This window comes from Microcoleus sp. CAWBG640 (genome assembly GCF_020883015.1).
Taxonomy (GTDB): domain Bacteria; phylum Cyanobacteriota; class Cyanobacteriia; order Cyanobacteriales; family Microcoleaceae; genus Microcoleus; species Microcoleus anatoxicus.
Genome location: NZ_JAHRFC010000012.1, coordinates 81,054 through 106,809, shown reverse-complemented (window position 1 = coordinate 106,809; position 25,756 = coordinate 81,054). Strand labels below are relative to the sequence as shown.

Sequence of the window (25,756 nt, the reverse complement as noted above, 5' to 3'; positions counted from 1 at the left end):
AATTACTTAGTTGCTACCACAGCCAAATTCCAAGCCAACCGTTTCATCAAAGGCAACTTCTTTAAAAAACCATCCAACCCTTCCAACCGAGAATATTCGGGTTTTAATCTCTCTTGTTCAATAATAATCTTCTTCCAATAACGCTCCTCATTGGGATGCACTTTTTCGATTAAATAAAAACGTAAAAAAATCCACAGCGATGTCAACCAAAATGTGTCGTAAGCTGTCTCGGAAAACAAAGACTTGACAAGTTTCACAATATTAATATCCAAAGGAGTTTCATCCTCAGTGCGCACTTCAGTCGCCATCCTGCGGTAAACATTAATGACTGGATTGTGCTTCATCGGGTCCCAAAAACAAGCTTTTCCACCCGGTTTCAGCACGCGGTGCATTTCCCGAATCGCCTTTTCGGGTTCCGGCAAATGGTGCAGTAAATTAGAAGCGTAAACAATATCAAAACTATTATCTGGGAAATCTAGCGCCATGGCATTTACAGTGCAACCTTCGATTTTGACGCCGTTTGTCTCTGCTAATTTCAGAGCAACTTCTACCATGCCCTGAGAATAGTCCGCCGCCGTACACAGCGCGCCTTTTTTTGCAAAATAAACGCTATTTTCTCCTGCACCACAGCCTAAATCTAGGAGGCGTTTGCCGGTGATATCCCCCATTTGCTGAACGATGAATCTATTTTCTGGGGCTGTACAAGCTTCAAAGTAATCGTTGACGCGGATGCCGTCAACGTCGATTGTGGATGCCCAAGCATCGTGGAATTGTCGCTCTTTTTGTAAGGTTTCTTCTTGCATATTATGGAATCTTAATTAGTTGCATGGGAATGATTTAACCGCAGAGAACACAGAGGACACAGAGGAAGAGAATAGAGAGATGAATAATTTAGATGCTACCGGATTTGATCTAACTCGCTGCCAACAACTTTTTAGCTGATTTTTGGGTAATTTTACAGCAGTAGGGCGAGCAATGCCCGCCCTACAAATTAACTGAAAATTGGTAAATAATTGCCAATTTATGACTGCGCGACTGTTACAACTTTCGATGTCTTACCAGCAGTAGATTCCTGCTGCAATACTCCGTAAAGGCGATTTAAAGCGCTGATGTAAGCTTCGGCGGAGGCTACAATAATGTCAGTATTAGCTGAGTGTCCAGAAAATACTTTGCCTTGGTGACGCAAGCGAATTGTGACTTCGCCGATCGCATCAATTCCCGCTGTCACCGATTGGACTGAAAACTCAATCAACTCATTTGGTAAATTTACCACTCGGTTAATTGCCCTGTAAACTGCATCTATCGGGCCAGTACCGATCGCCGCATCAGTCAATTCTTCCCCCGTCGGTGTCCGCACGGTGACTGTAGCTGTGGGACGAGATTTGTCGCCACAGGAAACCTGTACCAATTCTAACCGGAAAAGTTCGGGTGCTTGATGGACTTCGTTGTTGGCGATCGCCTCCAAGTCCCAATCCGTAATCTCTTTTTTCTTGTCAGCTAAATCCTTAAATTTGACAAAAGCCTTATTTAACTCATCATCACCCATTTCAAAACCCAACTCTTTCAAGCGACTGTGAAAAGCATGACGCCCCGACAATTTGCCCAACACAATTTGATTTTCGGTTAAGCCGATGGATTCAGCGTCCATAATCTCGTAGGTCCGCTTATTTTTCAGCACCCCATCTTGGTGAATTCCCGACTCGTGGGCGAAGGCATTTGCCCCTACAATCGCCTTATTTGGCTGCACCAACATCCCCGTCAAATTGGAAACTAAGCGAGATGTTTTGTAAATTTGGCGCGAGTCAATATTGGTCAGTGGCTCCTCAGATTCGGCTGGTCTACCCAAAAATGGATTAAAGTATTGACGGCGGACGTGCAAAGCCATCACTAACTCTTCCAGAGCGGCATTTCCGGCTCGTTCGCCAATGCCATTAATCGTGCATTCCAACTGTCTTGCACCATTTTTCACTGCTTCCAAAAAGTTAGCAACTGCTAGTCCTAAATCATTGTGACCGTGGACTGAAATAATTGCGCGATCGATATTGGGTACATTTTCTTTAATTCCCCTAATCAAAGCACCATACTCGCTGGGAGTTGTGTAGCCGACTGTATCGGGAATATTCACAGTTGTGGCTCCGGCTGCGATCGCCCGTTCCAGAACTTGATATAAAAACTCTGGTTCAGAACGGCAAGCATCTTCGGGGGAAAATTCCACATCTTCGACAAAAGATTTAGCATAAGCTACCATTTCTGGCACTATTTCCAGCACTTGGGCCCGCGTCTTTTTCAGTTTATATTCCAAGTGAATATCAGACGTAGCCAGAAACGTATGAATTCGCGCATTGGCGGCTGGCTTCAGAGCTTCGGCTGCTGTTTTGATGTCTGGCTTTCTTGCCCTGGCTAAGCCACAAATTGTCGGCCCATTTTCTGTGCCCACTGCTCTGGCTATTTTTTGAACTGCCTCAAAATCGCCTGGGCTGGTGAAAGGGAAACCTGCTTCGATGATGTCTACACCCAATCTGGCTAACTGACGGGCGATCGTCAGTTTTTCCTCCACGTTCAGAGATGCGCCGGGAGATTGTTCTCCGTCGCGCAAAGTCGTATCAAAAATCAGAATCCGGTCTTGATTTTGTTGAGTGTTCATATTTTTCAAAAATTGTCTCTTGAATTTTAGGTGTACACCGATTTTGGCAATTAGTCCTTCGTCACAATTCTCTTTTTTCTCCCTCCCGCCCCTAACTAATAACTACTAACTAATAACTACTAACTAATAACTACTAACTAATAATCCATTTTTTCGATATGTTCCCTAATTTCATTTAAGTCTATATACCTATCTGTGGCATTTCGGAGTTCTCTAGCAATCATGCCTTCGGTTGATACCACAGTAATATGAGTATTTTTCGAGCGCAGTAGCTCGATCGCTCGCTCAAAATCCCCATCCCCGCTAAACAGCACCACCTGGTCATATTGATCCACCGTATTAAACATATCAACCACAATTTCTATGTCTAAATTAGCCTTTTGAGAATATCGACCAGAAGCATCATCGTAATATTCCTTAAGAATTTTAGTGCGAACCGTGTAACCCAGACTAATCAAAGCATCTCGAAATCCCCTTTGATCTTGCGGGTCTTTTAGACCCGTATACCAGAAAGCATTAATCAAGATGACATTCGGCTGCGAAGTTTTGAAATATTCGAGCACCCTGCGAGGATCAAAAAACCAACCGTTCTTTTGTTGAGCGTAGAACATATTGTTCCCGTCCACAAAAATAGAAAGGCGGTTCATTAAGTTTGTCATAGAACTTAGACCTAATAATTGTAGAAAGAAATTAATCTAAATATCACATTTTAGCAATATGGAGCTAACTGAGGCAATAGATTAAACTTCAGAAAACTCTATCTCCCCAGTATTTCATATTTTAGGCTCTACCGCCAGAGGGCCTTTTTAAAAGCTCCCATAATTGAGCCATCCTTCCCAAAAACCAGACATCTATCAACTAAGCGGGCGGCTTCGGTGTCAAGGTTAATGGGGGTTCTAACGACTGACTACAGCCCGACCGCCTGCGTGGCATAGCGCAGCGCCTTGGCAACACCTTTTCCGTTACAAATGTTAGAAAAAGTCTTGCTGTTAATCAACCCCCTCATTTTATAGCAGCCCACCCAGCTTAAGCTTTTTTGCTTTCTAGTGCCCAGCGAGTTAACTCTGTCCGGTTGTGGAGACCGGTTTTGCCTAGCATATTGCTGACGTGGCTTTCAATAGTTCGCTGGCTGACATTCATCACCTCTGCGATTTGGCGGTTTGCCATTCCCTGCGCTAGCAACTGTACCACCTTTAACTCAGTGGGAGTCAATTCGACATTGCGTCGCGCTTTAATTTTGAGCCCGCTGTCAATACCTTCATTGCGGTGCCGAATCAAGCGGGATGCGGCTTTCAAAGAAGATTCTACTTGAGCTACCAGTTCTTCGGGTTCAAAAGGTTTAACTATATAAACATCAGCCCCCGTGCTCAAGCCTTTTACTCGGTCTGAGCTTTGACCTTTAGCAGATAAGAATAGAACAGGAATCCAGTTAGTGCGAGGGTCTTCTCTGATGTGCTTGACTAAAGTGTACCCATCCATTTCCGGCATCATCACATCGCAGATGATCAAGTCGGGAACTTCTTGTTCGAGTTTTTCCAGAGCGTGTCTGCCGTTTTCTGCTGTAATGACGTTATAACCCCGAAACTCTAAGTAATCCTTGACTAGCAAGATCAAGTTGGGGTCGTCGTCAACCAGCATCAGCCTTTTTTGCTCTCCTGAATTATTTTCCTTTGTCATGTTAATTCCCGCTAAAGTATTCCGCTGGCTTGCTTGTTTTCACTCCGGTGTTTTCTGGCCGTCCCCCCTTATCCCCTGCGGGGGTTTGGAGGACGGTGATGGGGTGAAGGCATTGCGGTGAGGGGAAAGCGGGGCGGGTATTACCGCTTCCGAACCTGTGGTTGATGCCCGTTTGTGAATGTCTTGCGACTAGGAACGGAGCCAAAACCTGTGATGGGCGATCCTGTAACGATCGACCTTAATTGATTGGAGACTGTCTGGGAGAGCCTTAGTTATATTTAATCTCGATCGGTTTAATTGCAGGTTGATGCCCCGGTTTTAAATGATACTTCTGATATAGAGAGATTTAAGCAGACTCCATACTTACGTGTTTAACTTTTTCTAGTGTAGTTTAGTAAACTGCCTAGTGGCTACCACTGAGAAACTTTTTAGGCAAATGCCACGCTTTTTTCAACTGTCACAGGTGCGATCGACCGGATACTGAAAGGTTTCAGATTCTCATCCTTAAATTTAACACTTTACATATAACCCTGTACTTTTAACAGCGTTATACCGAAAAATTGGGTTCCGTCAGAGTTGTTACTGGCAAAGGATGAGTCAAGAAAGCGTATTCTTGAACCACCTTTGAGTTTAAGAGATGTTCTTGAATAATTCTCTCAATGACCGGAGGCGTAACGTCGCGATACCAAACTCCGTCTGGATAGACTACCATGATTGGCCCTTGAGTACAAACTCGTAGGCAATTGGCTTTGGTACGAAAGATGCAGGTAGGCCGTGAGACACTGGGCCGATCCAATCCCAGTTCTTGCAAGCGTTTTTTGAGGTAGTTCCATGCTTCGAGACTGGCGGCGCGATCGCAGCACTTGGGCACGGTTTGGTCGGCACAGATAAAAATATGTCGCTCTATGTGAGCCAGTCCCAGGCTTTCCACACACACCCTCAAGTCTTGAGAGCAAGATTCATCCTGATTTTCTGACATCTGAATTCCTTGGTAAATAGATTTTAAATTTTACCTCACTCCCCCACTCTCCCCCTCTGGGACTCTCCCATTCTCCGCCACTTTCCGACTCTCCCACTCCTTCTGGGTTCGGGAACCCGTACAGACACGCAAGTTGCGATCGCCCCTGACTAAAGCTAAATTAGCACTCAGGAGTCGAGAGTGCTAATATGTCAGTGTAAGTATTCAGTCGTTGCTTTCATAGCGACCTCTGACCACTGACTAACGACAATCTGTAATCAGGAGATTTATTTATGGCAGCAGTATCACTGAGTGTTTCTACCGTTAAACCACTAGGCGAGCGCGTGTTCGTCAAAGTCAGCGCTAGCGAAGAAAAAACCGCCGGCGGCATCCTTCTGCCCGACACAGCCAAAGAAAAGCCCCAAGTAGGCGAAGTCGCGGCTGTGGGCCCCGGCAAGCGCAATGACGACGGTCAGCGCGTTGAAATGGAAGTCAAAGTCGGCGACAAAGTTCTCTACTCGAAGTATGCAGGCACCGACATCAAACTCGGCACCGACGAATACGTCTTGTTGGCAGAAAAAGATATTCTGGCGATCGTTAACTAATTAATCATTAGTCATTAGTCATTAGTCATCAGTCATTAGTTCGATCGCAAACAACGCAAACAAACTAATGACCAAGGACAAATGACCGCCATCCAAAAATCCCAAATCTTAAACCCAAAACCCCCAAAAAACTATGGCTAAGCGTATAATCTACAACGAAAATGCACGTCGCGCCCTCGAACGCGGTATGGACATTCTCGCCGAAGCAGTAGCAGTCACCCTCGGCCCCAAAGGCCGTAACGTAGTTCTCGAAAAGAAATTCGGAGCTCCTCAAATCGTCAATGACGGCGTTACTATCGCCAAAGAAATCGAACTAGAAGACCATGTAGAAAATACAGGCGTTGCTCTAATTCGTCAAGCCGCTTCCAAAACCAACGACGCAGCAGGCGACGGCACCACAACTGCTACCGTTCTCGCCCACGCAATGGTCAAAGAAGGCCTGCGGAACGTAGCTGCTGGTGCAAATGCGATCGCCCTCAAACGTGGTGTTGACAAAGCAACCACCTTTTTGGTAGAAAAGATTGCCGAACACGCCAAACAAGTAGAAGATTCTAAAGCCATCGCTCAAGTCGGCTCCATCTCCGCCGGCAACGACGACGAAGTTGGCCAAATGATTGCCAACGCCATGGACAAAGTGGGCAAAGAAGGCGTGATTTCCCTTGAAGAAGGCAAATCCATGACCACCGAACTCGAAATCACCGAAGGGATGCGCTTCGACAAAGGCTACATTTCGCCTTACTTCGTTACCGACACCGAACGGATGGAAGCGGTGCTTGACAACCCCTTCATCTTGCTGACAGACAAAAAAATCGGCATGGTACAAGACTTAGTACCAGTGCTCGAACAAGTAGCACGTTCTGGAAGCCCGCTGCTGATCATTGCAGAAGACATTGAGAAAGAAGCTCTAGCCACCCTCGTTGTCAACAAACTGCGCGGTGTGCTCAATGTAACTGCTGTCAAAGCACCTGGTTTTGGCGATCGACGCAAAGCCATGTTAGAAGATATCGCCGTATTGACCGGCGGTCAACTAATCACCGAAGATGCCGGTTTGAAACTGGAAAACACCAAGCTGGAAATGATCGGCAAAGCCCGCCGCGTCACCATCACCAAAGACAGCACCACAATTGTTGCCGAAGGTAATGAAGTCGCAGTCAAATCTCGCTGCGAACAAATTCGTCGTCAAATGGACGAAACCGAATCTTCCTACGACAAAGAAAAACTGCAAGAACGCTTGGCCAAATTGGCTGGTGGCGTTGCAGTCATCAAAGTCGGCGCTGCGACTGAAACCGAAATGAAGGATCGCAAACTGCGTTTAGAAGATGCGATCAACGCCACCAAAGCTGCTGTGGAAGAAGGCATCGTTCCTGGTGGCGGTACAACTTTGGCTCACCTAACTCCTCAATTGGAAGAGTGGGCTAATGCCAACCTGAAGGGCGAAGAATTGACCGGTGCATTGATTGTTGCCCGTGCTTTGGCTGCTCCTCTGAAGCGGATTGCTGAAAATGCTGGTTTGAATGGCGCTGTCATCGCTGAGCGCGTCAAAGAAAAGCCATTCAACGTTGGTTTCAACGCAGCGACAAATGAGTTTGTCGATATGTTTGAAGCTGGTATCGTTGACCCTGCGAAGGTGACTCGTTCTGCTCTGCAAAATGCCGCATCTATTGCTGGTATGGTGCTGACAACCGAGTGTATCGTCGTTGACAAGCCTGAGTCCAAGGAAGGCGCTAGCGCTGGTGCTGGCGGCGGCATGGGCGGCGGCGACTTCGATTATTAATCGATAGTTTGATGGGGCGGGCTTTAGGGCCCGCCTTTTTCGTATGACGTGTCTACTGGTAATGACAGCTAATTTTTTTTAGGGCCTGACTGATATACTAAGAATGAGTGAGTATCAGTAAAGCGATCGCATCGCAAGAGGTCAGGCCAATGTCAGCCACCATCACAATTAGCCCCAGCGAAATTCGGCAGATATTTCAGCCCCGCACGTCCAGCGCTTCAAGGTTTTGGGAATTGGCTCAAAAAGCAAACAATTTAGCTGTAATAATTGAATACGGTTGGGAAAAAATTCCTGGTGAAACGCAAGAATTACTCAAAATTTTTGCCTATGCTTTTATTGAACCGCCTCAAGGAATTAAAGAGAGGTTGCTTAAATTTGTGGGGATTTTTTATTTGGCTATCGCTTTACCTTGGATTCTGCTTAAAGGTGAATTCGATAGTTATGTAGCTTATAAGAATGCTTTTGACAGAATTGTTAATGCGATTTTGAGTGAAGTAGAACGGGAAGATATGGCTTATCAAAAAGCACTATCTGAAGCCCTGGAAGAGACTTTTACAGAGTGGGAAACTAGCTCGGCGATGACGGCCGAGGAGGCCTGTGAACGAATCAGAGCAATTTCAAATCAAGCTCTCGAATAACTTTGAGAGAATTCAGCAAAAACTGATAGAACATTCTTAATTGCCTAAATCGTTGTCTTCAGAGACTGCCAAATTTTTAGTCATCAGAAAACGGTTATGAGGTTGATAACCGACTCTGTGATAAAGACGCTGTGCATCGGGATTTTCAAAATCTACTTCCAGATGAAGAGCTTGGACTCCCAAAACTCGGCAGGTATCTTCTGCAAATGCTAAAGTCTGAGTTCCAATGCCTTGTCCGCGATACTTGGGTCGGATATAAAACTCGTCAATAAACGCATCTCGTCCTCGGTATTCCAAACTGTAACCCAGCGTCAAAATAATATAGCCGATTGCTTCATCTTCTTTCTGAATTAGCCACACTTGTCCCAAAGACGCATCAGCCAAAAGATTTGCTAGGACATCACGATCGACTTTTTCGTCGAATGCCAATTTTTCTATTTTATGAAACTCTTGCACGAGTTCTAAAAGCAGCGTCAGATCGGAAATCTCTGCAACTCGGTAGTTAATGGTCATAATACATCCTCAAAACTCGACAAGCGATCTACCGCTGCGTGCTGTACCAGTTTAGCAGCGTAAGTTATCAAATGCTATCCAGGCTCGATCGCACTACAGGTAATGATGTCCGATCGCACTAGAAGTACGATCGCCCTATGTGCGTGTAAAATTGACTAAAATCTAAATATTTACTCGTTACCAGGCTCTGCCTGGTAACGCATATCCGGAGGCTCTGCCTCCATTGTCGCAGCACATAGAGTAGGGTGCGTCAGTTGCGTAACTCCCACATCAAAAAAATCATCTCAAGTGTAGTAATAAATATGAATTTTCCCAGAATCTTTGCAGACTTTCATAATGCTGATGAACAAAGTCGCCTTCGTCTGAATTGTGTTGGTACAATTGAAGATTTAAGTCGCCAAAATATTAAATTTCAAAATGGTCAATTGCTCACCCTGTATAGCGAAGAATTAGAAGTGGATGGCGTGGTGCAATATTCTGAAGAGGAAAGTCTTTGGGTTGCAGCAATTGATTGGGAGCAAATTAGACAAGTAGAGGATATGCTTCTTCAAGCAATCGTCTAGTTATGGCTTGCTAAATATTTGATAAAATAAATCTAATGACAGCTAAACTAACTTGTATTATTCAGTCTTATGGCTCGTACTAATCTCTTAGAGACTCGGACTACTAGCTTCGGAGACTTAATCGGCAATGGCAAAATCTATCGAGTACCGCCATTCCAACGCGATTATTCTTGGACGGAGGAGAACTGGGAAGACCTCTGGCAAGATATTTTGATGCTGCACAATAACCTCAGTGTTAGCCATTACATGGGAGCAATTGTGCTACAAAGCTCGGCTACTGCTGACAAAGAATTTACAGTCATCGATGGTCAACAGCGATTAGCCACTCTCAGCATTATTGCCGTTGCTGTGATTGAAAAAATCCGACTGCTGGTAGAGCAAAATGTTCAGCCTGAAGCCAACCGAGAACGGCAAGAAATTCTCAAGCGTACCTATCTGGGCGATCGAGATCCGCGTTCTCTCCGTTACTCTAGCAAACTATTTTTAAATGAAAACAATGATGATTTTTATCAAAGCAATTTGGTCAATCTCAGAAAGCCGTTAAATATCCGATCGCTCTCGAAATCCAATCAACTACTATGGCAAGCTTTCGATTACTTTTCCCAAGAACTAGAAAAAATGCCTGACATATTTCAGGATGGAGAAAAGCTAACTGCTTTTCTTGGAGATACTGTTGCCCAGCGACTACTTTTTATCCAAATTAGCGTCGAAGATGAACTGAATGCTTACACTGTTTTCGAGACACTAAATGCTAGGGGATTAGAGCTAACTTCTACTGATTTGTTAAAAAATTATCTGTTTTCACTGTTTCAAGGCCCAGACGATTTAAAAGCAGCTCAGCGACAGTGGAAGCGCATTATCAATATGGTTCAGATGGAGGAGTTTCCCGCATTTTTGCGATACTATCTCAGTCTAAATTATTCCAGAGTGCGACGCGAGCGCTTATTTAAGTTAGTTCGAGAATCTGTCAAAAATGCTCAACAAGCTTTTGACTTGCTTGACAAACTTGAGAATTTTAGCAGCTTATTTGTAGCTCTTGGTAGTCCGAATGATGAATTTTGGCGCGATACTCCGCAGAATCAACCATATATTCGCGCGTTAAACTTGTTTCGGGTCAAGCAGGTATATCCAACCCTATTTGCTGCTTATCAGAGATTCTCGGCTGAAGATTTTACTCGCTTGCTAAAGCTTGTAGTTGCTATTTCCTTCCGCTACAGTATCGTTAGCAGCTTGAATCCCAATGAATTAGAATTGCTTTATAATAACGCTGCGCTCGACATTACTAGCGGCAAAATAACGGGTATGCGACAGGTGTTTGATGCACTGCGTCCGGGGTATGTTAAGGATGAAAAATTTCAGCAGGACTTTGCTTTGCTTTCTCTGTCTACAAAAGGTCAAAAGCGTAAGTTAGTTCGTTACATTTTTTGCAACCTAGAGGCAGATGAATCTGGCATTGAGGTAAATGAAGATAGTTTTTCTATAGAACACATTTTGCCGGAAGTACCAACAGATGACTGGCGACAAAATTTCACTGATGTCCAGATAGAGGAAATGGTTTACCGTCTTGGTAATTTAAGTCTTTTAGAACCTTCTTTTAATCGCGATATTGGACAAAAAAATTATCAGATAAAACGAGAAAAATATCAGCAGAGTGTTTATGCTTTGACAAAGAACATCTTGGCAGAAGATTGGACGCCAGATGCGATCGCAGCCCGTCAGAGGAATTTAGCACGGCGGGCAGTTCATATTTGGCAATCAGATTTTTCTTGATTTTTTAATCTGGTGACTTCACCATTGTCGAATCTCTGGCAATTCTTGACTATCTTGAGTCGAGACTGTGTTGACATTCTTTGAAGGTTTGTTGGACGATCGCCCTTTTTTCGGTAGCAACACTTTAACATATGCTGAATGTGTTGCTGGTACTGTCGTGCCTCTGCTACCCTGGGTTGATGTGTCCATAGACGGATATCCTAAAATTCAAGCTTGGTGCGATCGGCTAATCTCCCGTCCCTCATTCCAGCAAACCCAATTCACCAAAGCAGACTTGGCGGCTTTCGCATCAAGGAGACAAAAATTTCTCGAACAATCTCCAGCATAATGAATAAATTAATTGTCAAGGAATCGCTCTTTTTCCTAGCTGTTTTCACCTGCATCCAACTTCCGATTGTAGCAATGGCGCAGCCCGCAACTCGATCGAACTACGAATCAATTAACGTCAAACAGTTCCTGGGCGATCGCCAAATTACAGTTTCCACTCCCAAAGATATCGCAGCTAAACTCTTTAGCAGCGATCGAGAATCTGAAGGCAGAAAAAGCGATGCAATTTCGGTGGAATATCCCCTGCGAGAAACAGCAGTAATTGTACATACAGTTATTGGTTTAGCTGACGATTCTGTCGCTGGAATGCGCCACCGTATCGAACTTGCATTCAAGCAAAATAAGTGGGAAATTGTCTGGATAGGCAGACAATCAAAGTGTCAGCCAAATCGCGGGCATCAAAATTGGGCGGCGGGTCGTTGTAAGTAGGAAAAATGATAGATTTTAGCTCGCCAATCCCCCGATCTTCACCGTGGGAGCAATCTAAAATCTAACATCTAACATCGCACAACGATCGCAGAAAATTCTGGTTAAGCAAATCTCCGCCGCAACAGAGGTTGAATGCTCAACAATGCTACTGCATCAAAGGCTAGCAAGACTAACAACGCTCCTCCAAAACTAACATTACCCCAGGGAGCTTGCATGACGACACTTGCTAGGGACCAATCGCTGTGGAGGTACAAATAGCGGATCGGTTCGATCGCATAACTGAGAGGATTGAGAGTCACCACAACTTGCAACCACTCTGGCATAAAGGACAGCGGCGCGAGGGCTGTGCTGGCAAATAATAGTGGTAAGTTAGTAACAAAAATTACCGCAATTAATTCTACGTGACCGGGAAGAGCGAAGGCTAAACCGAGACTCAAACCCGTGACTCCCAAAACTAACAACAGGACTATGAGGGCGATCGCGCCTAGTCCGGCAATTCCCGGCAATCCAGCGCCCAAAAACGCTCCAGCCGTGACTATTGTGCCAGTTTGGATGAAACTGAGGGTGACGATAAAAATAGCTGAAGCTAGGACGATGGAGAATCGGGAAGCTAGGGGCGCGACTAATAGGCGGTTGAGAAATCCGAATTCGCGATCGAACATAATCGGTAAACCAGCATTCAGCGCCCCGGCAAAAGCTGTAAAAACAATCACACCAGCGCCGAGAAATTGTCCGTAATTCTCGCTTTCGCCGAACAAGCCAGCGGGAGCATTTTCAAACAGCGCGCCGAACAAAACCAACCACATCAGCGGCTGAATAATGCCTGCAACTAGCGTCGAGGGGCGACGCTGCAATTGAATAAACAGGCGCTTGGTTAAGGCGAGTGTTTCTTGGATGAAGTCGCCCAGCAGGGAACTCGAAGTGTCAGCGGATGGCGTGGCGAGTGGCCGCTGCTGGTTGAGGTTGGGGGATGTAACAGTACCGCTCATAATTGTTGATAAAATTTAACTATCTTTAGGGTAGCAAGTCTGGAGGGATTGGTGGTGTTGGGCGGGCGATCGGTCTTTGTGTAGAGTTTTGGTAAACTGAATATCATGTTACCTGTCTAATTAGTTGATGACTGGCATTAACCGCGAACTAACACCAGACGCTAGAAATAGTTTATTTAACAAACATCTTCCCGGTACGTCACAGGTGGAACGACTGCTAAGGAAAGAGGGAAAAGCTCATATTTTTAATGACAGAGCTACACTAGATGCAGTGGCGGAGGCTATTATTGAGAGAGGATATCTGACAGGGGTTGAGGATGAAACCGATGACTACGAACGTTATGGACTCTACTTTGATGATGCGATCGGCTATCAAGTTAGAGCAGATGGTAGTCGCATTCCCCTTTATTACGCTGAAATAAAAATTATCAAAGGAACAGATAAATATCATGTTATCCCACGCACCAGACCTCGCCGAACAAGTTAATGATTGGGAATTTATCGAATTGTGGGTAGATCCGATTGTTTTTCCGCCTCGAATTTTGATGTTAGTGAGTGGAAAGAAGGGAGAATTTTGTATTTATGACCCATCAGCAAACTATAAGTCTCTGTTTGTAAGTTCAAGCTATGATGAGACTCATTCATGGCTTTTGGAAGATGAATATGAGCGCTGCGATGGTCGGCTTTTGGCGGAGGAAATTGCTTGATTTTTGCAGAGGAGATATTGTGGTAAAATTTAGAATAAGTTCTCATTAACCCTACTGGATATGCTACATTGAGTAGGAAGAATTTGGCAAAAAAATGTCTTGTACTTTCACGGCAATTGTTTATTGGGAAGAGGATGTTTATGTAGCCGAGTGTCCTGAAGTGGGAACGGCTAGCCAAGGAGAAACGATCGCAGTAGCTCGATCGATTAACCAGCAACTATCGGAGTGTTTGATTTATGCTAATTGAGAAGATCGTTCAAGAACTACAAGACATTCCCGAAGACAAACTTGCAGAAATATATGACTTGATTCACTACTTTCGCCTCGGATTAGGACGAGAACAGCCACAGCCTCGCACGCCCGGTTTACTGACAGGAAAACTCGGTGATGCTTTTTTTGAACCCCTACCATTCGAGGAGCTCGAACAATGGGAATAAGCTATCTCATTGACACCCATATCCTGTTGTGGTGGCTCTTTGACGACCCCAAACTCAATGCCCAATGCCGCGACATCATTCGCAACCCAGATTTTAATATCATTGTCAGCACTGTTTCAGCCTGGGAAATAGCCACCAAATATCGCATCAGTAAACTTCCCGAAGCCAAACAGATTGTCGGGGAATATTCGCAAATCCTCCACCGATCGCAATTTATCGAACTAGCTATAACTTCAGCCCATGCCCTTCGCGCTGGCAGCCTGCCTATTCCCCACCGCGATCCGTTTGACCGGATGATTATGGCACAAGCTGAACTCGAAAATTTACCAGTTATTACCTACGATACAGCTTTTCATACGGGACTGATTGAAGTTATTCCCGCCGCCGAATCAAGAGCATGAGCATGGAAAGGGCGATTCCCTACGGGATAGCTCCGCTTCACGTACTTTTTAGCGATCGCAGACGAAAGAGAGTTAATGGGGATGGGATAAGGGCGATCGCACTTGGGTTAAGTAAGGGCGATCGCACTGCTATTGTTATAAGCTACTAGCTAGCAAAAATATTATCTTGCTCAGTCTCATCAATCAAAGGTTCATGTTGTTCCCCACAAACAGGGCATGATAAATTACGCTCCCAATTGGCTCCGTACCAACGCAGAATAGATGGTGAATTAAAATTATACTCCATCTTTGGCCAAGTGGCATAAGTATTCTCTCGACGATTACCCCAAATGTAAAAGTCTGCTACCAAATCTTCTTCTAATGAACTAATGCCACTTGCTTTACCTCGTGAAAGCTCTACCAAAGCCAATTTAACAATCATGTTAGAGATAGGCAGAATATCAGAAGCAAGACCAACCTGAATTGTAGCTTTTACTTCCTCATCGGGAACATAAGCAGGACTTTCAGAGCGAGATTGTCTAAACTGAGATATTTCCTCTTGGCGACTCTCCAAAAAATCCTTAGTGAAAACGCAGCCTAAGCAAGGGCCTTGATGAGGACGTACTCTCAAAACATCACCACCACAAGCACGAGTTAACGCTCTGCCAAAAATAGTGGTAATTTTGTACTCAAGAGCTATGCTATTGAGGTTAAAACGGCTTCTATCATTATCAGTTCCAGCAATAATTAAATCACAATCTTTCAGAAGAAGTTTAGTTTCCTCAAGCTTCTGATTGATGTCCAATTCAGCCGTTTGTACGTGGATATATGGGTTTTTTCCATACAACAAATCTCTGACAGCTTTAGTCTTGTAGCGACCTAAATCTCCAGTGCCACAAATATGCCTAGCAACATTTTCTAGCTCTAGGCGGTCAAAATCTATCAAGACAAAATTGCCCACGCCTGCTTTAGCAAGTTCTAGTGCTACAGTTGAGCCACCACTGCCTAATCCAACAACTCCTATTTTACAATTTTCAAGCACTGAAGTCTCTAACAAACCTTTACTGCGAGAGTAAAGTTCTGAACGTTCAGGAATAAATTTAACGATTCCTTCGTGAAATTCCCCTTCTGAGTTGCCAATAAAAACTCGATGGGGTAATACATTATCCTGAATAGCAAACAAGACAATTACAGAAGTATTAACAGGGCGACTGACTCGGTTGCCAAACATGGTATTGTAAATTTGAGTGGCAACAGCAAAGCCAGTTTCACCCTCTGGCATCGTAGTTAAAAAATGAATTGCTGAGGTACACGGATAACCAGAAAACTGCGTTTTAGGTCGAGATGTATAAACATGAAATACATCACCATCATCAAAACCAAATGCAACAGATTCAAACCTATCTACTTGAGATTGTAGAAAGTTACGAAAAAGAGTCTGCACTTGGTCTTCGTGCATATAAACTAATTGGAAATTCATCATAATTAACCTCGGAAGAAACCATCTTCTGCAATTTGACTGGCAACTACAGCATCGGGACTAGGAGCTCGCTCAGACGGTCTCTTCACTACCAACTGACCAGTTGTTGGATCGAACATAAGCTGTTGATCTGAAGGGGTTCCTCCTTCTTGAACGGTTCTTTCTAGGTGGCGGGTTACATCTTGAGAGTTGGTCATGAGTTTTATACCTGTTTATGGTTTGATGAGTTTATTGCATATGAGGAAGAAAACTATCTATAGCTTGCCCTGTTCTTCTGTGTCCTTCCAGTGCTTCGAGCCAGATTCTACCTTTCAGCACAACTAAGTACACAGTTAAATTAGGCAACCACTCTCTGTAATGACAAATCTTGACATATCCATCTCTTGGATCTAAGGTGTGCATAGTTCCACTTAGTCCATATTCTTTTAAGTCTTTTCCACGATATCCCCTACAAGGATAGGGTGATGTCACGACCATATCAGGTCGAGAGTTGGGAAAATCGGACGGTACATAAACTCGAAGAGTGTATACGTTACCAGCATTAGTGCAAACATTACCTTCAACTCGTGTATTGTTAGAATCTCCTGGATTAATCCAACTAAAGCTGGGAAAATACTTTTTAAGTATTTGCCGTTCTACTTGTAAGCGTTGTTGTTGCAATTGAGTCCATGTCATAGTAATCCTTACCTTCTATTATAGTAACGATTAATGCAATCTTCAACTTGCTCGAAATGAGGGGGATTACCATGCCAATCTTGCACAGCAAATGTTTCATTATTAACCTTAAGCTTAGGTGAAGATTGCGGAAAATCTTCTGGAAAATCTGCACGCCAGCGATCTACATTCCCATTTTGAGCTTGGTACTCAAAGGTTAAATAAATTCGCTGTTCATTTGTTCGAGACATTTCGCATTGTTTAAATTTTCTCTGGATTTTGTCGAATATTTCTTTCAGTATGGCTTGACCTTGTTGACTGCTGTACCATAGTTTATCAGATACTTCTATCGGCTCTGTTGTTACCAAAGGTTCATGTTCAAGAGTTGTTTCGTCAACAGTCCAATTTTTTGAAGGACGAGAATTTATTCGGTTTAATTCATTTCTCCATTTCAAATTGGAGCGAATAGGACTTTCCCCAGGCAAAACTACCCATGCACCAGCTTGATAATTAGCTTGGTGGCTGGAATACAAAAAACAGCCAACATTGACATTCCATTTTTTCAGGATTCCTGAATTAGAACGTATGTTGGCAATGCAAAGCAGGAACCTTGGAAAATTGTATCTTTGTAATGCCCGAATCACGGTATTACTATCTCCTCCACTTGGTTCCGCTAATCCCATTTGGTGGTGAGAATGCCACTCACCAATATGTTGTAATCCATGCTTGTTCCTGAGAATCTCTCCAGCTTTAATCAAATGCTCTCTATCTTGATAAAAGCTCATCTCATTGTGTCGGCTACCTGGCCCTGGCCCAAGGACATACTGAACTACTGGTGCTCCTGAATGAGTCCAAAATCCAAACAAGTCTCCACCTGTTTCTAAGTTAGGATACTCTTCAACCCATCCAGCAATCCGGTCTAGTTCTTCCTCGTAGATGAGGGTTTTAAATTGAGAGTGTGTTTTTGTTCCGTGCATTTTGCTTTTCGGCTAGTTGGTTATATTTATAGACGAAATATGCGTTGAGTCTGTGATTACCAAAAAAATTCACAGATTTGCTTTATAGGTATCTATCATAAGCACTATTTTTTTGATTGTCTAGTCATAAAATATCAGAAAATATCCTGAATATTTGCGATAATTTTTATCATAAAATATCATTTTTTATCACAAATATCATAAAACATCATCAAAGTCTGATATGATACCGAGATCATACGCACCTAATTGACTATGGACATTAAGGAAGTCTTGAGATTGGCTGAAGACCTGGTTTTAGCCAAAACCGGCAAACACTTAGACAATCTCCAACACGCAGTATTGCTCGCTACTTGGCAAGGTAAAAGATACTCCCAGATTGCTAAAGAATATTACTGTACTGAAAGTCATGTTGCTAATGTCGCTTCAAAATTATGGCAACTTATGTCAAAGAAATTAGATAAAACTGTAAATAAATCAAACTTTCGATCGACAATGGAGAGGTATGAATTTTCTAAAGTTTCAAATTTTGGTGATTTTAATTTTATACAAAACAAAGGTAACATCAACGTTTGCACAGAAACTTTACACCATAAACAAGACTCACCCCCCACACAAAACCCAAATGAAGACGATACCCAACAAAAACCCCGACTCGATTTAAGAGATGCACCGGAGATCAAAACCTTCTACAACTACCCCAACTCACCCCTCACCGCCCTCGAAAATACGATCGCACACCAAAACTGCCGCCTCCTCACCATCACAGGCATGGCAGGCACCGGCAAAAGCGCGATCGCCCGTAACCTCATCCCCCAAATTCAAACTCAGTTCGATCGCATCATCTGGCGCAGTCTCCGCACCTCCCCACCCCTAGAAACCACCCTCAAAAATATTATTCAATTCCTCTCAAATCAAAACCCCCCCAACCCCCCCTTACCAAGGGGGGGCGAAGAGCGACAAACCCCCCTCTTACCAAAGGGGGGCGAAGAGCGACAAACCCCCCTCTTACCAAGGGGGGGCGAAGGGGGGGGTTTTCCCCGCCAACACCGACGATCAATTATCAATCCTAATAGAAACATTGCGCGAAAATCGCTGTCTGATCGTACTCGATGACGTGCAACAAATTCTCAGCAGCGGGCAACTTGCAGGACATTACAAACCCGGATATGAAAATTACGGAACCCTATTTAAACTCATCGGCGAAATTCCCCACAATAGCTGCTTAATCCTCAATAGTTGGGAAACTCCCTCAGACATCCTCACATTCACCGACGATAATTCAGCAGTATGTTTATTGCAGTTAACTGGTTTAGGTGAAGCAGCAACCGAAATTCTTAGAGAAAAAGGTTTATTAGATGAAGAACAATGGCCAGAATTGATTGAGCTTTATCAAGGTAATCCCCTTTGGTTAAAATTAGTCGCTCAAACTATTAACAACTTATTTAGCGGTAGAGTATCTCAATATTTAAGTTATCAACCCGTATTTTTAGGTGACGAATTGACACCGATATTCCAGCAGCACTATCAGCGGTTGTCGGAAATAGAAAAACAGGCGATCGCCCTAATCAGCCATGAAAATGAACCTGTTTCCTTTACCCTATTGATGTCAAAATGTCAAGGTTCGCAGGTCGAATTATTTAAAGCAATTCAATCTTTAGACAGACGGGGCATCATTGCAAAATTGAGCTGTGAATCTGAAACGATTTTCACGATTCCACCTGTGTTAAAACAATATGTTAAGATGATTTTTTGATCTTATACCATTTTCATAAAGTCCTACTACAGATGTAGTTCAAAGCCCCCCCTTGGCAAGGGGGGGTTGGGGGGGTAGATATGTAGCGCTACTTTATGAAATTGATATTACTCCATTTCTGCCATTTCCTCGACTTCAATGGACTGCAATTGACTTGGAGTTGCGGGAATAGCTGCAATGATTGCATCAATTACTTTGGCGACTGGCAGAATCTGCATCCCCAAATCTGGCACTGGTTGATTCTTGGGAATAATTGCTCTTTTAAAACCTAGTTTCGCGGCTTCTCTCAACCTTAATTCTAATTGAGAAACAGGGCGAACTTGTCCCCCTAAACCGACTTCTCCTAGTAACACTGTCCTGGCATCAACTATGCGATCGCGAAAACTGGCTACAACAGCGATCGCCACTGCCAAATCCGCCGCCGGTTCTTCTACCTTCAACCCTCCCACGGATGCTACAATTGTATCTAATTTCGACAGGGGAATCCCAACTCTTTTTTCCAAAACTGCTAAAATTTGCTGCAATCTACTATTATCCACTCCGGTGGTAGAACGGCGGGGGGAACCAAAACTTGCAGGGCTGACTAAGGCTTGAATTTCTACTAAAATTGGTCTCGTTCCTTCGCAAGTCACTGTCGTTGATGTACCGGGGGAAAACTCGTCCCGATTTCCTAAAAATAACTCCGATGGATTGTCTACTTCTCGCAATCCCTCGGCTACCATTTCAAAGACTCCGATTTCATGAGTTGCACCGAAACGGTTTTTCATCGATCGCAACAGTCGATGGGAAGCAAAGCGATCGCCCTCAAAATATAGTACAGTATCTACTAAATGTTCCAAGACCCTCGGCCCGGCTAAACCTCCATCTTTGGTAACGTGACCTACAATAAATAACGTAATATTTTCTCTTTTTGCCACCTGCATCAAAGCCGAGGTACATTCCCGCACCTGAGCCACCGATCCTGGTGCTGATGTTAAACTAGCAAAATAAATAGTCTGGATACTGTCAATAACTGCTACATTCGGTTTTAGGGCTTCCAACTCCCGCAACACAACTTCTAAATCCGTCTCTGGAAGTAAGTAGAAATTATCGGCTGAATGATCCTCAGAATCAGTTGGATCAGCCCCGTTATTAGCGTGTCCGTTACTGTCAGATAAATCAGAGTTCTTACTTGACAAATCAACCGGATTAGCGACTCCCAAACGTTGCGATCGCAATTTCACCTGCTGGCCAGACTCCTCGGCACTTACATACAGTATGCGATCCTTGCGCGCCAACTGATTTGCCACCTGCAACAACAGCGTCGATTTCCCAATCCCCGGTTCCCCCCCAATCAATACCAGGGAACCGGGAACAATACCACCTCCCAACACGCGATCGAACTCAGCATAGCCCGAAGGCCAGCGAGATTGAGTTTGGTCAGCAATCTGCGATAATCTAAAAGATACCCTGGGTTGACCCTTGGATTTATCAGGAGGTGCACCGCCTGCTGCCTTAGTCGTTACCCCAGTCAAACCAGCCCGTGGTACGGCAATGGTAGATTGTTCTACCTGCTCGTCGAAAGAATCCCACTTCTGACAGCTAGGACATCTGCCAAAATATTGTGGCGACTCATACCCACATTCCCGACAAATATATTGTATTCGAGGTTTTGGCATTGTTTACTATGATAAATAATTGCCGAACACATTCTTTCCAAGTCTGAACTAAAGCAATCATAAAGCTTTCAGAGCGATCGCCACAGGCGGATCAGTTTGTGTCTTAATAATAGAGTACAAAAAATAAACATTATCTCGAATTTAACTTAAGGAGTGTTGAGTAACTTGGAAAACCATAAAGAAAAAATTCTGGTAGTCGATGACGAAGCCAGCATCCGGCGGATTCTGGAAACTCGCCTTTCCATGATTGGCTATGATGTTGTCACCGCAGCCGACGGTGAAGAAGCTCTCGATATATTTCGCAACACCGAACCAGATTTAGTGGTTTTGGACGTGATGATGCCAAAGCTGGATGGCTATGGGGTTTGTCAGGAGTTGCGGAAGGAATCTGATGTGCCTATTATCATGCTAACTGCTTTGGGAGATGTAGCCGATCGCATCACTGGTTTAGAATTAGGCGCAGACGATTACGTCGTCAAACCTTTTTCTCCCAAGGAACTAGAAGCTCGCATCCGTTCGGTACTGCGCAGAGTTGACAAAAACGGCGCTTCGGGAATTCCCAGTTCGGGAGTCATCCAGGTAACGAATATTCGGATTGACACCAACAAACGCCAAGTTTATAAAGGTGACGAACGGATTCGGCTCACTGGTATGGAATTCAGCTTGTTAGAGCTGCTTGTCAGCCGTTCTGGAGAGCCTTTTTCGCGATCGGAAATTTTGCAGGAAGTTTGGGGATATACGCCTGAGCGCCACGTAGACACCCGTGTAGTGGACGTTCACATCTCTCGCTTGAGAGCCAAGTTAGAGGATGACCCCAGCAATCCTGAATTAATTCTCACCGCCCGTGGCACCGGCTATCTGTTCCAGCGCATTGTCGAACCTGGGGAAGTTGGTTAAAGTTTAGTCAGTTGTCAGTAGTCATTAGTCAGTAGCTAGTTGGCAGCAGTCAGCGGTTATTGGTTATTGGTTATCAGAAAAACCACAACTGTCAACTGCCAACTGTCAACTGCCAACTGTCAACTGCCAACTGCCAACTGCCAACTGCCAACTGCCAATTGACAAATGACAAAATCTGACCCAAATAGAGTTTTGCGGCAATTGCCCTTAGTTGCAGGAGGATTAGCCGGTACGCTGCTGATGGTCAATCGCTTGCTGACTGAGCAACTCACCGATTCTCAAGCTCGCTCCGATGCTCTGGGGGTAATTATCAGTGCTGTACTGATTTTAACAGGTTTGCTGTGGCAGCAGGTGCAAGCGCGATCGCCCGATTCAGTCCAACTCATTGGCGAAGAAGGTTTTGAATTTGCGCCGGATTTGCCGGATGTGGTGAAAATAGAATTGGCTTGGGCCTCCCGTTTGCTATTGACAAATACGGCCACAAGGGCGATCGTTATTTTATATCAAGGAAAAGTTCTATTGCGACGCGGCATTTTAGGAGTCAATCCCGAAGTTAAACCAGGCCCAATCTTGCAGCGAGTATTCGATAAAAACAAACCAGTTTATTTAGTAAATTTGAATATTTATCCCGGCAAAATTGAATTTGACTATTTACCTGAAAATACTCAAGGAGTTATCTGTCAGCCCATCGGCAATCAAGGCGTTTTAATTTTAGGTGCTAACGCGCCCCGCAGCTATACAAAACAAGATGAAAATTGGGTTGAAGGCATTGCCGACAAACTAGAACATACTCTTGGTCAGCATCTAAATTAGTAGTAAATACCAATATAGAGCCAACCGTATAATCTACTAAAATCAAGTGTAAAAAACAGAAATGTTACAAAAAAATCGCTGGAAAAATTGGAAAATGTTGCTTGGTATTGGTGTTCTGGTACTGGCAGTGTTGATTAGCATATCTGGGTTTTTAGGAGGGGAACCAGCTAATTTGCAAGGCGATTTGGAAAATGATAGACCAATCGACAAAATCACTGTTTTTTACTGGGCAGTGCTTTTTTACAATCATGGAGGTATGCCACTGACTGGCATAATTTTGCTGGTGGTGTTGGTGCTCATGGTTGTTCCATTGTATGAAGCAACGAAGAAGACAAATTCCTCTACTACCTGGGCTGCAATTGGGTTGTCTGTGCTAGCTTTGGCGATCGCGGTTTTCAGTCTTTTTTCACAGTTGTTTGTCGGCTACGATCACCTAGCCAGTGCTGAGTTTGACGGCTATAGATACAACTTAGGCTTGAGAACGGCAATTGACGGCGATAATTTTTATATCATTGGCAAATGCGATCGTTTCGGTATCCGCTGTGATTGCTACGCAGTTAGCCCTTTCGAGCCTAGTGACAATTCAGACGATTCTTACGAAAATTCGAGAACTCTCAGCCTTGAACGAGATGCTAAAACAAAAATTATTTATATTAAAACTGAAAATCGGAAGATTCCAATTTCAAAGTAGCGCGTTAAACTATACTAACTTGTTTTTCTTTCTGCTATTTAACCTTTAAACCAAGTTACTATGACTAACCCTATTTATCAGCTCGTCAGGTGCGCATTGCGCACCTGATATTTAACTCAAAACTTACAACTCAACACTACTATCGAGCCCAATCAGTACCGCGCCACAGCATAAAAAACAAAACGCTAGAAATCAGCGCCCCCAACAGCCACTTAATCGCATTTTTGAATAGCCCCAAGCGCTGATTTGACTGCACCACTGCGCTTTGGGCCTGCAAACGTTCCTTCGCCGGAGTAATTCTCGAAAGAATTTTAGTTTTCAATTCCTGGGGGTTTTGCGTATCCGCTGCTACTCCCAGGCGATTTAGTTCAGTTCCCAAATTCTTTAAGTCTTCGGGACTACCCTTATTCAGCCTTTCTTCCACTTGCTGCAACTGAGCTAATTGTTGGTTTGCTTGATTGGTAATCTGTTTATTGTTTTGATTGTTCACATAAATAGTGCCAAAAATCCCCAAGGGTAGCATTAACAGAAATACCAGGGCCAGTAACAGACAAATCCAAGACAAAAACTTCAAAAAGATGTCTTCCAAGCTTCTGCGATCGTAACCTTCTCCAAAAAATATGAGAGTCATGGCCAACAGAGGAACTGGTACTCGTTCTACCACAGCCCCAATCGTCTGCAATTCCCACACACGATTGCCAAAATTGGCTGGTATCAGAACAGCTATCGTATCTAATAATGACAAAATTAATAGACCGTAGCCAATCCAACGCAGCCTGTATATAGAAAAACCTTGCTCGCCTTGTATGTCATTCATAAAAAAAGTCCGGTAAGTGGGAAACTCAGCGTTTTTAGACCTGAGTTACTGACAAAATAATACGCCTGTTGTTAAGAACAATCTCTGTTGACTTGACTTAAGGTTCGGGAAATCTGGGCTGCCACCACCCATACCAAGAAACCCAAGCATTCTCTAGAATTTTCTTGGCATCTTCAGGCTTTGTTTGGTTCAAAGGTATAGACATTTGGGTCCACAAACAGCGCTGATCTTGAATATTTCCCTTACCCAATAGCCAAAACAAAATACGGTTGAAATTCCAGTCACGAGTATTTCGATTGTATCTAAACTGTTCGGCTGTCACTGTAGCACGGCCGCGGGGATTTATGCAGGAACTCAGGTATAGTCGATTTTGCTGGGGCAAAATTCCGTAAAAACCCACACCTTGAGTTTCTGCCAATGCTAGTTTACCAGGAGACGACTGGAGAATAGTATGTCCCTTCATCATATTTTCAACATCTCCGCTGGTTCCAACCACATAACGCATCTCTATTTCTAGAGTAGTGTTATTTTTTTGATATTCATACTTTCGCCCAACTTTGATTTGAGAAGTATCGCTAATTTTCAGAGGTGTACTCTCCTGCATTTGCCAATCAGTTAGAGGTACGGACTCTGGAAAATCAAAGGGGGTCAGGAAAAAATTATCGGTCGATGGAGATAGTGTCAATCTTCCTATAACTAATAAAACCCCTGTAAAAGTAACCGCTAAAATTGAAATTCTCGCTGTTTTCCAATAGGTAATAGCCATTAGTGATTAGTTGTTTTTTGATGGGGCGTGTCTTGCAAGATTGCCAACCAACAGAATAACCCGAACAGGAAGACTGCAATCATTGAAAAAATTACCGATCCATTTCCTTCATGCCAGTATTTAAATGCTTCCGGTTGAGATAGTGATACCAGTACAGCCATGAGAGCAACTCTGGCTGCATTGACTACAAATCCAATAAGGACTGCAATGATGGGAACTACAATTTTTTGTCCGTTGGTTGTAGGAAACATTAGTAAAAACACCAGGGATAGTCCTAATAATTGTAAGATTGCATTCACTCCCGAACAGCCATGATATACCTCCACACTGCCTTTTTCTAGAATGAGAAATACTCCTTGACGAACAACTTCAAATCCTAAATAGTGGAGGATGAAAGCTGAAAATTTAGCGGTTAATAGGGCAACATTAATAAATACTCCGATGAGACCGGGAGGAATACCTGTATAGGCGAGAATCAGAAGTTCTTGCCAATATTGTTTCAGTCCTTTGGTTCCAGAAGCTAGCAAAGCCAGACTGATGCCAGATAAGAAAGGTGTGATCCTGATAAAAAAGTCGTAGCCATATATGGACGAACTTTTGAGCAATATGAAAGCAATTAATGATGCTGCAAAGCAACTGCTAAAAATTCCGCTTTCTAAAGTTAAGGTTTCGTGTCTTTCCCAGATGAGAAATGCTACGACTCCCCAGAAGAGTAACATTGTGCCGAATAGGTCTGTACTGTCTGTTCTAGCAGTGAGAGTCAGGTGTATGACAATCAAACCGGAGGCTATGCCTAACAGCCAGTATTTAGGTTCCAGGAGGCGATCGATCCATTT

At 43.8% G+C, this 25,756-nt stretch carries 33 protein-coding genes; 18 read left to right on the top strand and 15 right to left on the bottom strand.

Annotation, left to right across the window (positions count from 1 at the left end; translation table 11 throughout):
- Window positions 1-2: 2 nt before the first annotated feature.
- The 5 genes from AAFP11_RS09130 to AAFP11_RS09110 all read right to left on the bottom strand — a co-directional run bounded on the left by AAFP11_RS09130 (window position 3) and on the right by AAFP11_RS09110 (window position 5,300).
- Window positions 3-803: a class I SAM-dependent methyltransferase gene (locus AAFP11_RS09130; protein ID WP_340517576.1), complete on the bottom strand. Its 801-nt coding sequence runs from the start codon at window positions 801-803 to the stop codon at window positions 3-5.
- A 218-nt stretch (window positions 804-1,021) separates the two neighbouring features.
- Entirely contained in the window at window positions 1,022-2,644 is a 1,623-nt protein-coding gene (locus tag AAFP11_RS09125) for a 2-isopropylmalate synthase (protein WP_341736757.1), read from the bottom strand.
- 137 nt (window positions 2,645-2,781) lie between these two features.
- The gene (locus AAFP11_RS09120; protein WP_006633075.1) at window positions 2,782-3,303 is read right to left on the bottom strand and encodes an NYN domain-containing protein; all 522 of its coding nucleotides are present in this window, start codon (window positions 3,301-3,303) and stop codon (window positions 2,782-2,784) included.
- Between the two features lie 367 nt (window positions 3,304-3,670).
- A complete protein-coding gene (locus tag AAFP11_RS09115; protein WP_340517580.1) occupies window positions 3,671-4,321 on the bottom strand; it encodes a response regulator transcription factor in 651 nt (216 codons plus the stop codon).
- A gap of 547 nt (window positions 4,322-4,868) precedes the next feature.
- Window positions 4,869-5,300: a ferredoxin gene (locus AAFP11_RS09110; protein WP_341736756.1), complete on the bottom strand. Its 432-nt coding sequence runs from the start codon at window positions 5,298-5,300 to the stop codon at window positions 4,869-4,871.
- 272 nt (window positions 5,301-5,572) lie between these two features.
- On the opposite strand from AAFP11_RS09110, the gene groES reads away from it, so the two are divergent.
- The 3 genes from groES to AAFP11_RS09095 all read left to right on the top strand — a co-directional run bounded on the left by groES (window position 5,573) and on the right by AAFP11_RS09095 (window position 8,296).
- On the top strand, window positions 5,573-5,884 hold the full coding sequence (gene groES, locus AAFP11_RS09105) for a co-chaperone GroES (RefSeq protein WP_096828723.1): 312 nt from the start codon (window positions 5,573-5,575) through the stop codon (window positions 5,882-5,884).
- 133 nt (window positions 5,885-6,017) lie between these two features.
- Window positions 6,018-7,658: a chaperonin GroEL gene (gene groL, locus AAFP11_RS09100; RefSeq protein WP_341736755.1), complete on the top strand. Its 1,641-nt coding sequence runs from the start codon at window positions 6,018-6,020 to the stop codon at window positions 7,656-7,658.
- A 107-nt stretch (window positions 7,659-7,765) separates the two neighbouring features.
- A complete protein-coding gene (locus AAFP11_RS09095; RefSeq protein WP_341736754.1) occupies window positions 7,766-8,296 on the top strand; it encodes a hypothetical protein in 531 nt (176 codons plus the stop codon).
- Between the two features lie 36 nt (window positions 8,297-8,332).
- Here the strand turns inward: AAFP11_RS09095 and AAFP11_RS09090 are convergent, their stop codons facing one another.
- The gene (locus tag AAFP11_RS09090; protein ID WP_341736753.1) at window positions 8,333-8,809 is read right to left on the bottom strand and encodes a GNAT family N-acetyltransferase; all 477 of its coding nucleotides are present in this window, start codon (window positions 8,807-8,809) and stop codon (window positions 8,333-8,335) included.
- Window positions 8,810-9,111: 302 nt separating this feature from the next.
- Between AAFP11_RS09090 and AAFP11_RS09085 the strand changes: the two genes are divergently transcribed.
- The 4 genes from AAFP11_RS09085 to AAFP11_RS09070 all read left to right on the top strand — a co-directional run bounded on the left by AAFP11_RS09085 (window position 9,112) and on the right by AAFP11_RS09070 (window position 11,898).
- Entirely contained in the window at window positions 9,112-9,372 is a 261-nt protein-coding gene (locus AAFP11_RS09085; RefSeq protein ID WP_341736752.1) for a hypothetical protein, read from the top strand.
- A 69-nt stretch (window positions 9,373-9,441) separates the two neighbouring features.
- A complete protein-coding gene (locus tag AAFP11_RS09080; RefSeq protein ID WP_341736751.1) occupies window positions 9,442-11,142 on the top strand; it encodes a DUF262 domain-containing HNH endonuclease family protein in 1,701 nt (566 codons plus the stop codon).
- Window positions 11,143-11,209: 67 nt separating this feature from the next.
- Window positions 11,210-11,470: a glutathione S-transferase family protein gene (locus AAFP11_RS09075; RefSeq protein WP_341736750.1), complete on the top strand. Its 261-nt coding sequence runs from the start codon at window positions 11,210-11,212 to the stop codon at window positions 11,468-11,470.
- Window positions 11,470-11,898, top strand: a complete 429-nt coding sequence (locus tag AAFP11_RS09070) for a hypothetical protein (RefSeq protein ID WP_341736749.1) — start codon at window positions 11,470-11,472, stop codon at window positions 11,896-11,898. Before AAFP11_RS09075 ends, AAFP11_RS09070 begins: the two co-directional genes overlap by 1 nt.
- Before the next feature lie 101 nt (window positions 11,899-11,999).
- Here AAFP11_RS09070 and AAFP11_RS09065 read toward each other — a convergent pair whose 3' ends face one another.
- On the bottom strand, window positions 12,000-12,887 hold the full coding sequence (locus AAFP11_RS09065) for an ABC transporter permease (RefSeq protein WP_341736748.1): 888 nt from the start codon (window positions 12,885-12,887) through the stop codon (window positions 12,000-12,002).
- A 127-nt stretch (window positions 12,888-13,014) separates the two neighbouring features.
- On the opposite strand from AAFP11_RS09065, the gene AAFP11_RS09060 reads away from it, so the two are divergent.
- The 6 genes from AAFP11_RS09060 to AAFP11_RS09035 all read left to right on the top strand — a co-directional run bounded on the left by AAFP11_RS09060 (window position 13,015) and on the right by AAFP11_RS09035 (window position 14,581).
- On the top strand, window positions 13,015-13,374 hold the full coding sequence (locus tag AAFP11_RS09060; protein WP_341736747.1) for a hypothetical protein: 360 nt from the start codon (window positions 13,015-13,017) through the stop codon (window positions 13,372-13,374).
- Window positions 13,337-13,594 carry a hypothetical protein gene (locus tag AAFP11_RS09055; protein ID WP_341736746.1) on the top strand — a complete coding sequence of 86 codons (258 nt, stop codon included), beginning with the start codon at window positions 13,337-13,339 and terminating at the stop codon, window positions 13,592-13,594. Before AAFP11_RS09060 ends, AAFP11_RS09055 begins: the two co-directional genes overlap by 38 nt.
- Before the next feature lie 94 nt (window positions 13,595-13,688).
- Window positions 13,689-13,841: a hypothetical protein gene (locus AAFP11_RS09050; RefSeq protein ID WP_341736745.1), complete on the top strand. Its 153-nt coding sequence runs from the start codon at window positions 13,689-13,691 to the stop codon at window positions 13,839-13,841.
- The gene (locus AAFP11_RS09045; RefSeq protein WP_106148181.1) at window positions 13,831-14,031 is read left to right on the top strand and encodes a hypothetical protein; all 201 of its coding nucleotides are present in this window, start codon (window positions 13,831-13,833) and stop codon (window positions 14,029-14,031) included. The genes AAFP11_RS09050 and AAFP11_RS09045 overlap by 11 nt, the downstream gene beginning before the upstream one ends.
- Window positions 14,022-14,432: a type II toxin-antitoxin system VapC family toxin gene (locus AAFP11_RS09040; RefSeq protein ID WP_341736744.1), complete on the top strand. Its 411-nt coding sequence runs from the start codon at window positions 14,022-14,024 to the stop codon at window positions 14,430-14,432. The genes AAFP11_RS09045 and AAFP11_RS09040 overlap by 10 nt, the downstream gene beginning before the upstream one ends.
- Window positions 14,429-14,581: a hypothetical protein gene (locus AAFP11_RS09035; protein WP_341736743.1), complete on the top strand. Its 153-nt coding sequence runs from the start codon at window positions 14,429-14,431 to the stop codon at window positions 14,579-14,581. Before AAFP11_RS09040 ends, AAFP11_RS09035 begins: the two co-directional genes overlap by 4 nt.
- On the opposite strand, the gene AAFP11_RS09030 is transcribed toward AAFP11_RS09035, so the two are convergent.
- Genes AAFP11_RS09030 through AAFP11_RS09015 form a run of 4 tightly spaced genes read right to left on the bottom strand, consistent with a single transcriptional unit; the run spans window position 14,578 to window position 17,522 of the window.
- Entirely contained in the window at window positions 14,578-15,894 is a 1,317-nt protein-coding gene (locus AAFP11_RS09030; RefSeq protein WP_341736742.1) for a ThiF family adenylyltransferase, read from the bottom strand. The two genes, AAFP11_RS09035 and AAFP11_RS09030, sit on opposite strands and share 4 nt — an antisense overlap.
- A 2-nt stretch (window positions 15,895-15,896) precedes the next feature.
- The gene (locus AAFP11_RS09025; protein WP_341736741.1) at window positions 15,897-16,088 is read right to left on the bottom strand and encodes a hypothetical protein; all 192 of its coding nucleotides are present in this window, start codon (window positions 16,086-16,088) and stop codon (window positions 15,897-15,899) included.
- Between the two features lie 31 nt (window positions 16,089-16,119).
- Window positions 16,120-16,566: a hypothetical protein gene (locus tag AAFP11_RS09020; RefSeq protein WP_341736740.1), complete on the bottom strand. Its 447-nt coding sequence runs from the start codon at window positions 16,564-16,566 to the stop codon at window positions 16,120-16,122.
- Between the two features lie 8 nt (window positions 16,567-16,574).
- Window positions 16,575-17,522 carry a hypothetical protein gene (locus tag AAFP11_RS09015; RefSeq protein ID WP_341736739.1) on the bottom strand — a complete coding sequence of 316 codons (948 nt, stop codon included), beginning with the start codon at window positions 17,520-17,522 and terminating at the stop codon, window positions 16,575-16,577.
- A 279-nt stretch (window positions 17,523-17,801) separates the two neighbouring features.
- Between AAFP11_RS09015 and AAFP11_RS09010 the strand changes: the two genes are divergently transcribed.
- Both AAFP11_RS09010 and AAFP11_RS09005 read left to right on the top strand, forming a co-directional pair.
- The gene (locus tag AAFP11_RS09010; RefSeq protein ID WP_341736738.1) at window positions 17,802-18,638 is read left to right on the top strand and encodes an NB-ARC domain-containing protein; all 837 of its coding nucleotides are present in this window, start codon (window positions 17,802-17,804) and stop codon (window positions 18,636-18,638) included.
- The gene (locus AAFP11_RS09005; RefSeq protein WP_341736737.1) at window positions 18,604-19,278 is read left to right on the top strand and encodes a hypothetical protein; all 675 of its coding nucleotides are present in this window, start codon (window positions 18,604-18,606) and stop codon (window positions 19,276-19,278) included. Before AAFP11_RS09010 ends, AAFP11_RS09005 begins: the two co-directional genes overlap by 35 nt.
- Window positions 19,279-19,385: 107 nt before the next feature.
- Here AAFP11_RS09005 and radA read toward each other — a convergent pair whose 3' ends face one another.
- Window positions 19,386-20,936, bottom strand: coding sequence for a DNA repair protein RadA (gene radA / locus AAFP11_RS09000; protein WP_341736736.1), 1,551 nt, complete (start codon window positions 20,934-20,936; stop codon window positions 19,386-19,388).
- A 165-nt stretch (window positions 20,937-21,101) separates the two neighbouring features.
- On the opposite strand from radA, the gene AAFP11_RS08995 reads away from it, so the two are divergent.
- The 3 genes from AAFP11_RS08995 (at window position 21,102) to AAFP11_RS08985 (ending at window position 23,337) form a co-directional block, all read left to right on the top strand.
- Window positions 21,102-21,833 carry a response regulator transcription factor gene (locus AAFP11_RS08995; protein ID WP_340525754.1) on the top strand — a complete coding sequence of 244 codons (732 nt, stop codon included), beginning with the start codon at window positions 21,102-21,104 and terminating at the stop codon, window positions 21,831-21,833.
- A 165-nt stretch (window positions 21,834-21,998) separates the two neighbouring features.
- Window positions 21,999-22,646 carry a cofactor assembly of complex C subunit B gene (locus AAFP11_RS08990; RefSeq protein WP_341736735.1) on the top strand — a complete coding sequence of 216 codons (648 nt, stop codon included), beginning with the start codon at window positions 21,999-22,001 and terminating at the stop codon, window positions 22,644-22,646.
- 61 nt (window positions 22,647-22,707) lie between these two features.
- On the top strand, window positions 22,708-23,337 hold the full coding sequence (locus AAFP11_RS08985) for a hypothetical protein (protein ID WP_341736734.1): 630 nt from the start codon (window positions 22,708-22,710) through the stop codon (window positions 23,335-23,337).
- A gap of 139 nt (window positions 23,338-23,476) precedes the next feature.
- Here the strand turns inward: AAFP11_RS08985 and AAFP11_RS08980 are convergent, their stop codons facing one another.
- The 3 genes from AAFP11_RS08980 to crtA all read right to left on the bottom strand — a co-directional run bounded on the left by AAFP11_RS08980 (window position 23,477) and on the right by crtA (window position 25,750).
- Entirely contained in the window at window positions 23,477-24,154 is a 678-nt protein-coding gene (locus tag AAFP11_RS08980; RefSeq protein ID WP_341736733.1) for an HpsJ family protein, read from the bottom strand.
- Between the two features lie 97 nt (window positions 24,155-24,251).
- Complete coding sequence (locus tag AAFP11_RS08975; RefSeq protein WP_341736732.1) at window positions 24,252-24,920, bottom strand: cyanoexosortase A system-associated protein; 669 nt, start codon at window positions 24,918-24,920, stop codon at window positions 24,252-24,254.
- Window positions 24,920-25,750, bottom strand: coding sequence for a cyanoexosortase A (gene crtA, locus AAFP11_RS08970; protein ID WP_341736775.1), 831 nt, complete (start codon window positions 25,748-25,750; stop codon window positions 24,920-24,922). The genes AAFP11_RS08975 and crtA overlap by 1 nt, the downstream gene beginning before the upstream one ends.
- Between the last annotated feature and the right edge of the window lie 6 nt (window positions 25,751-25,756).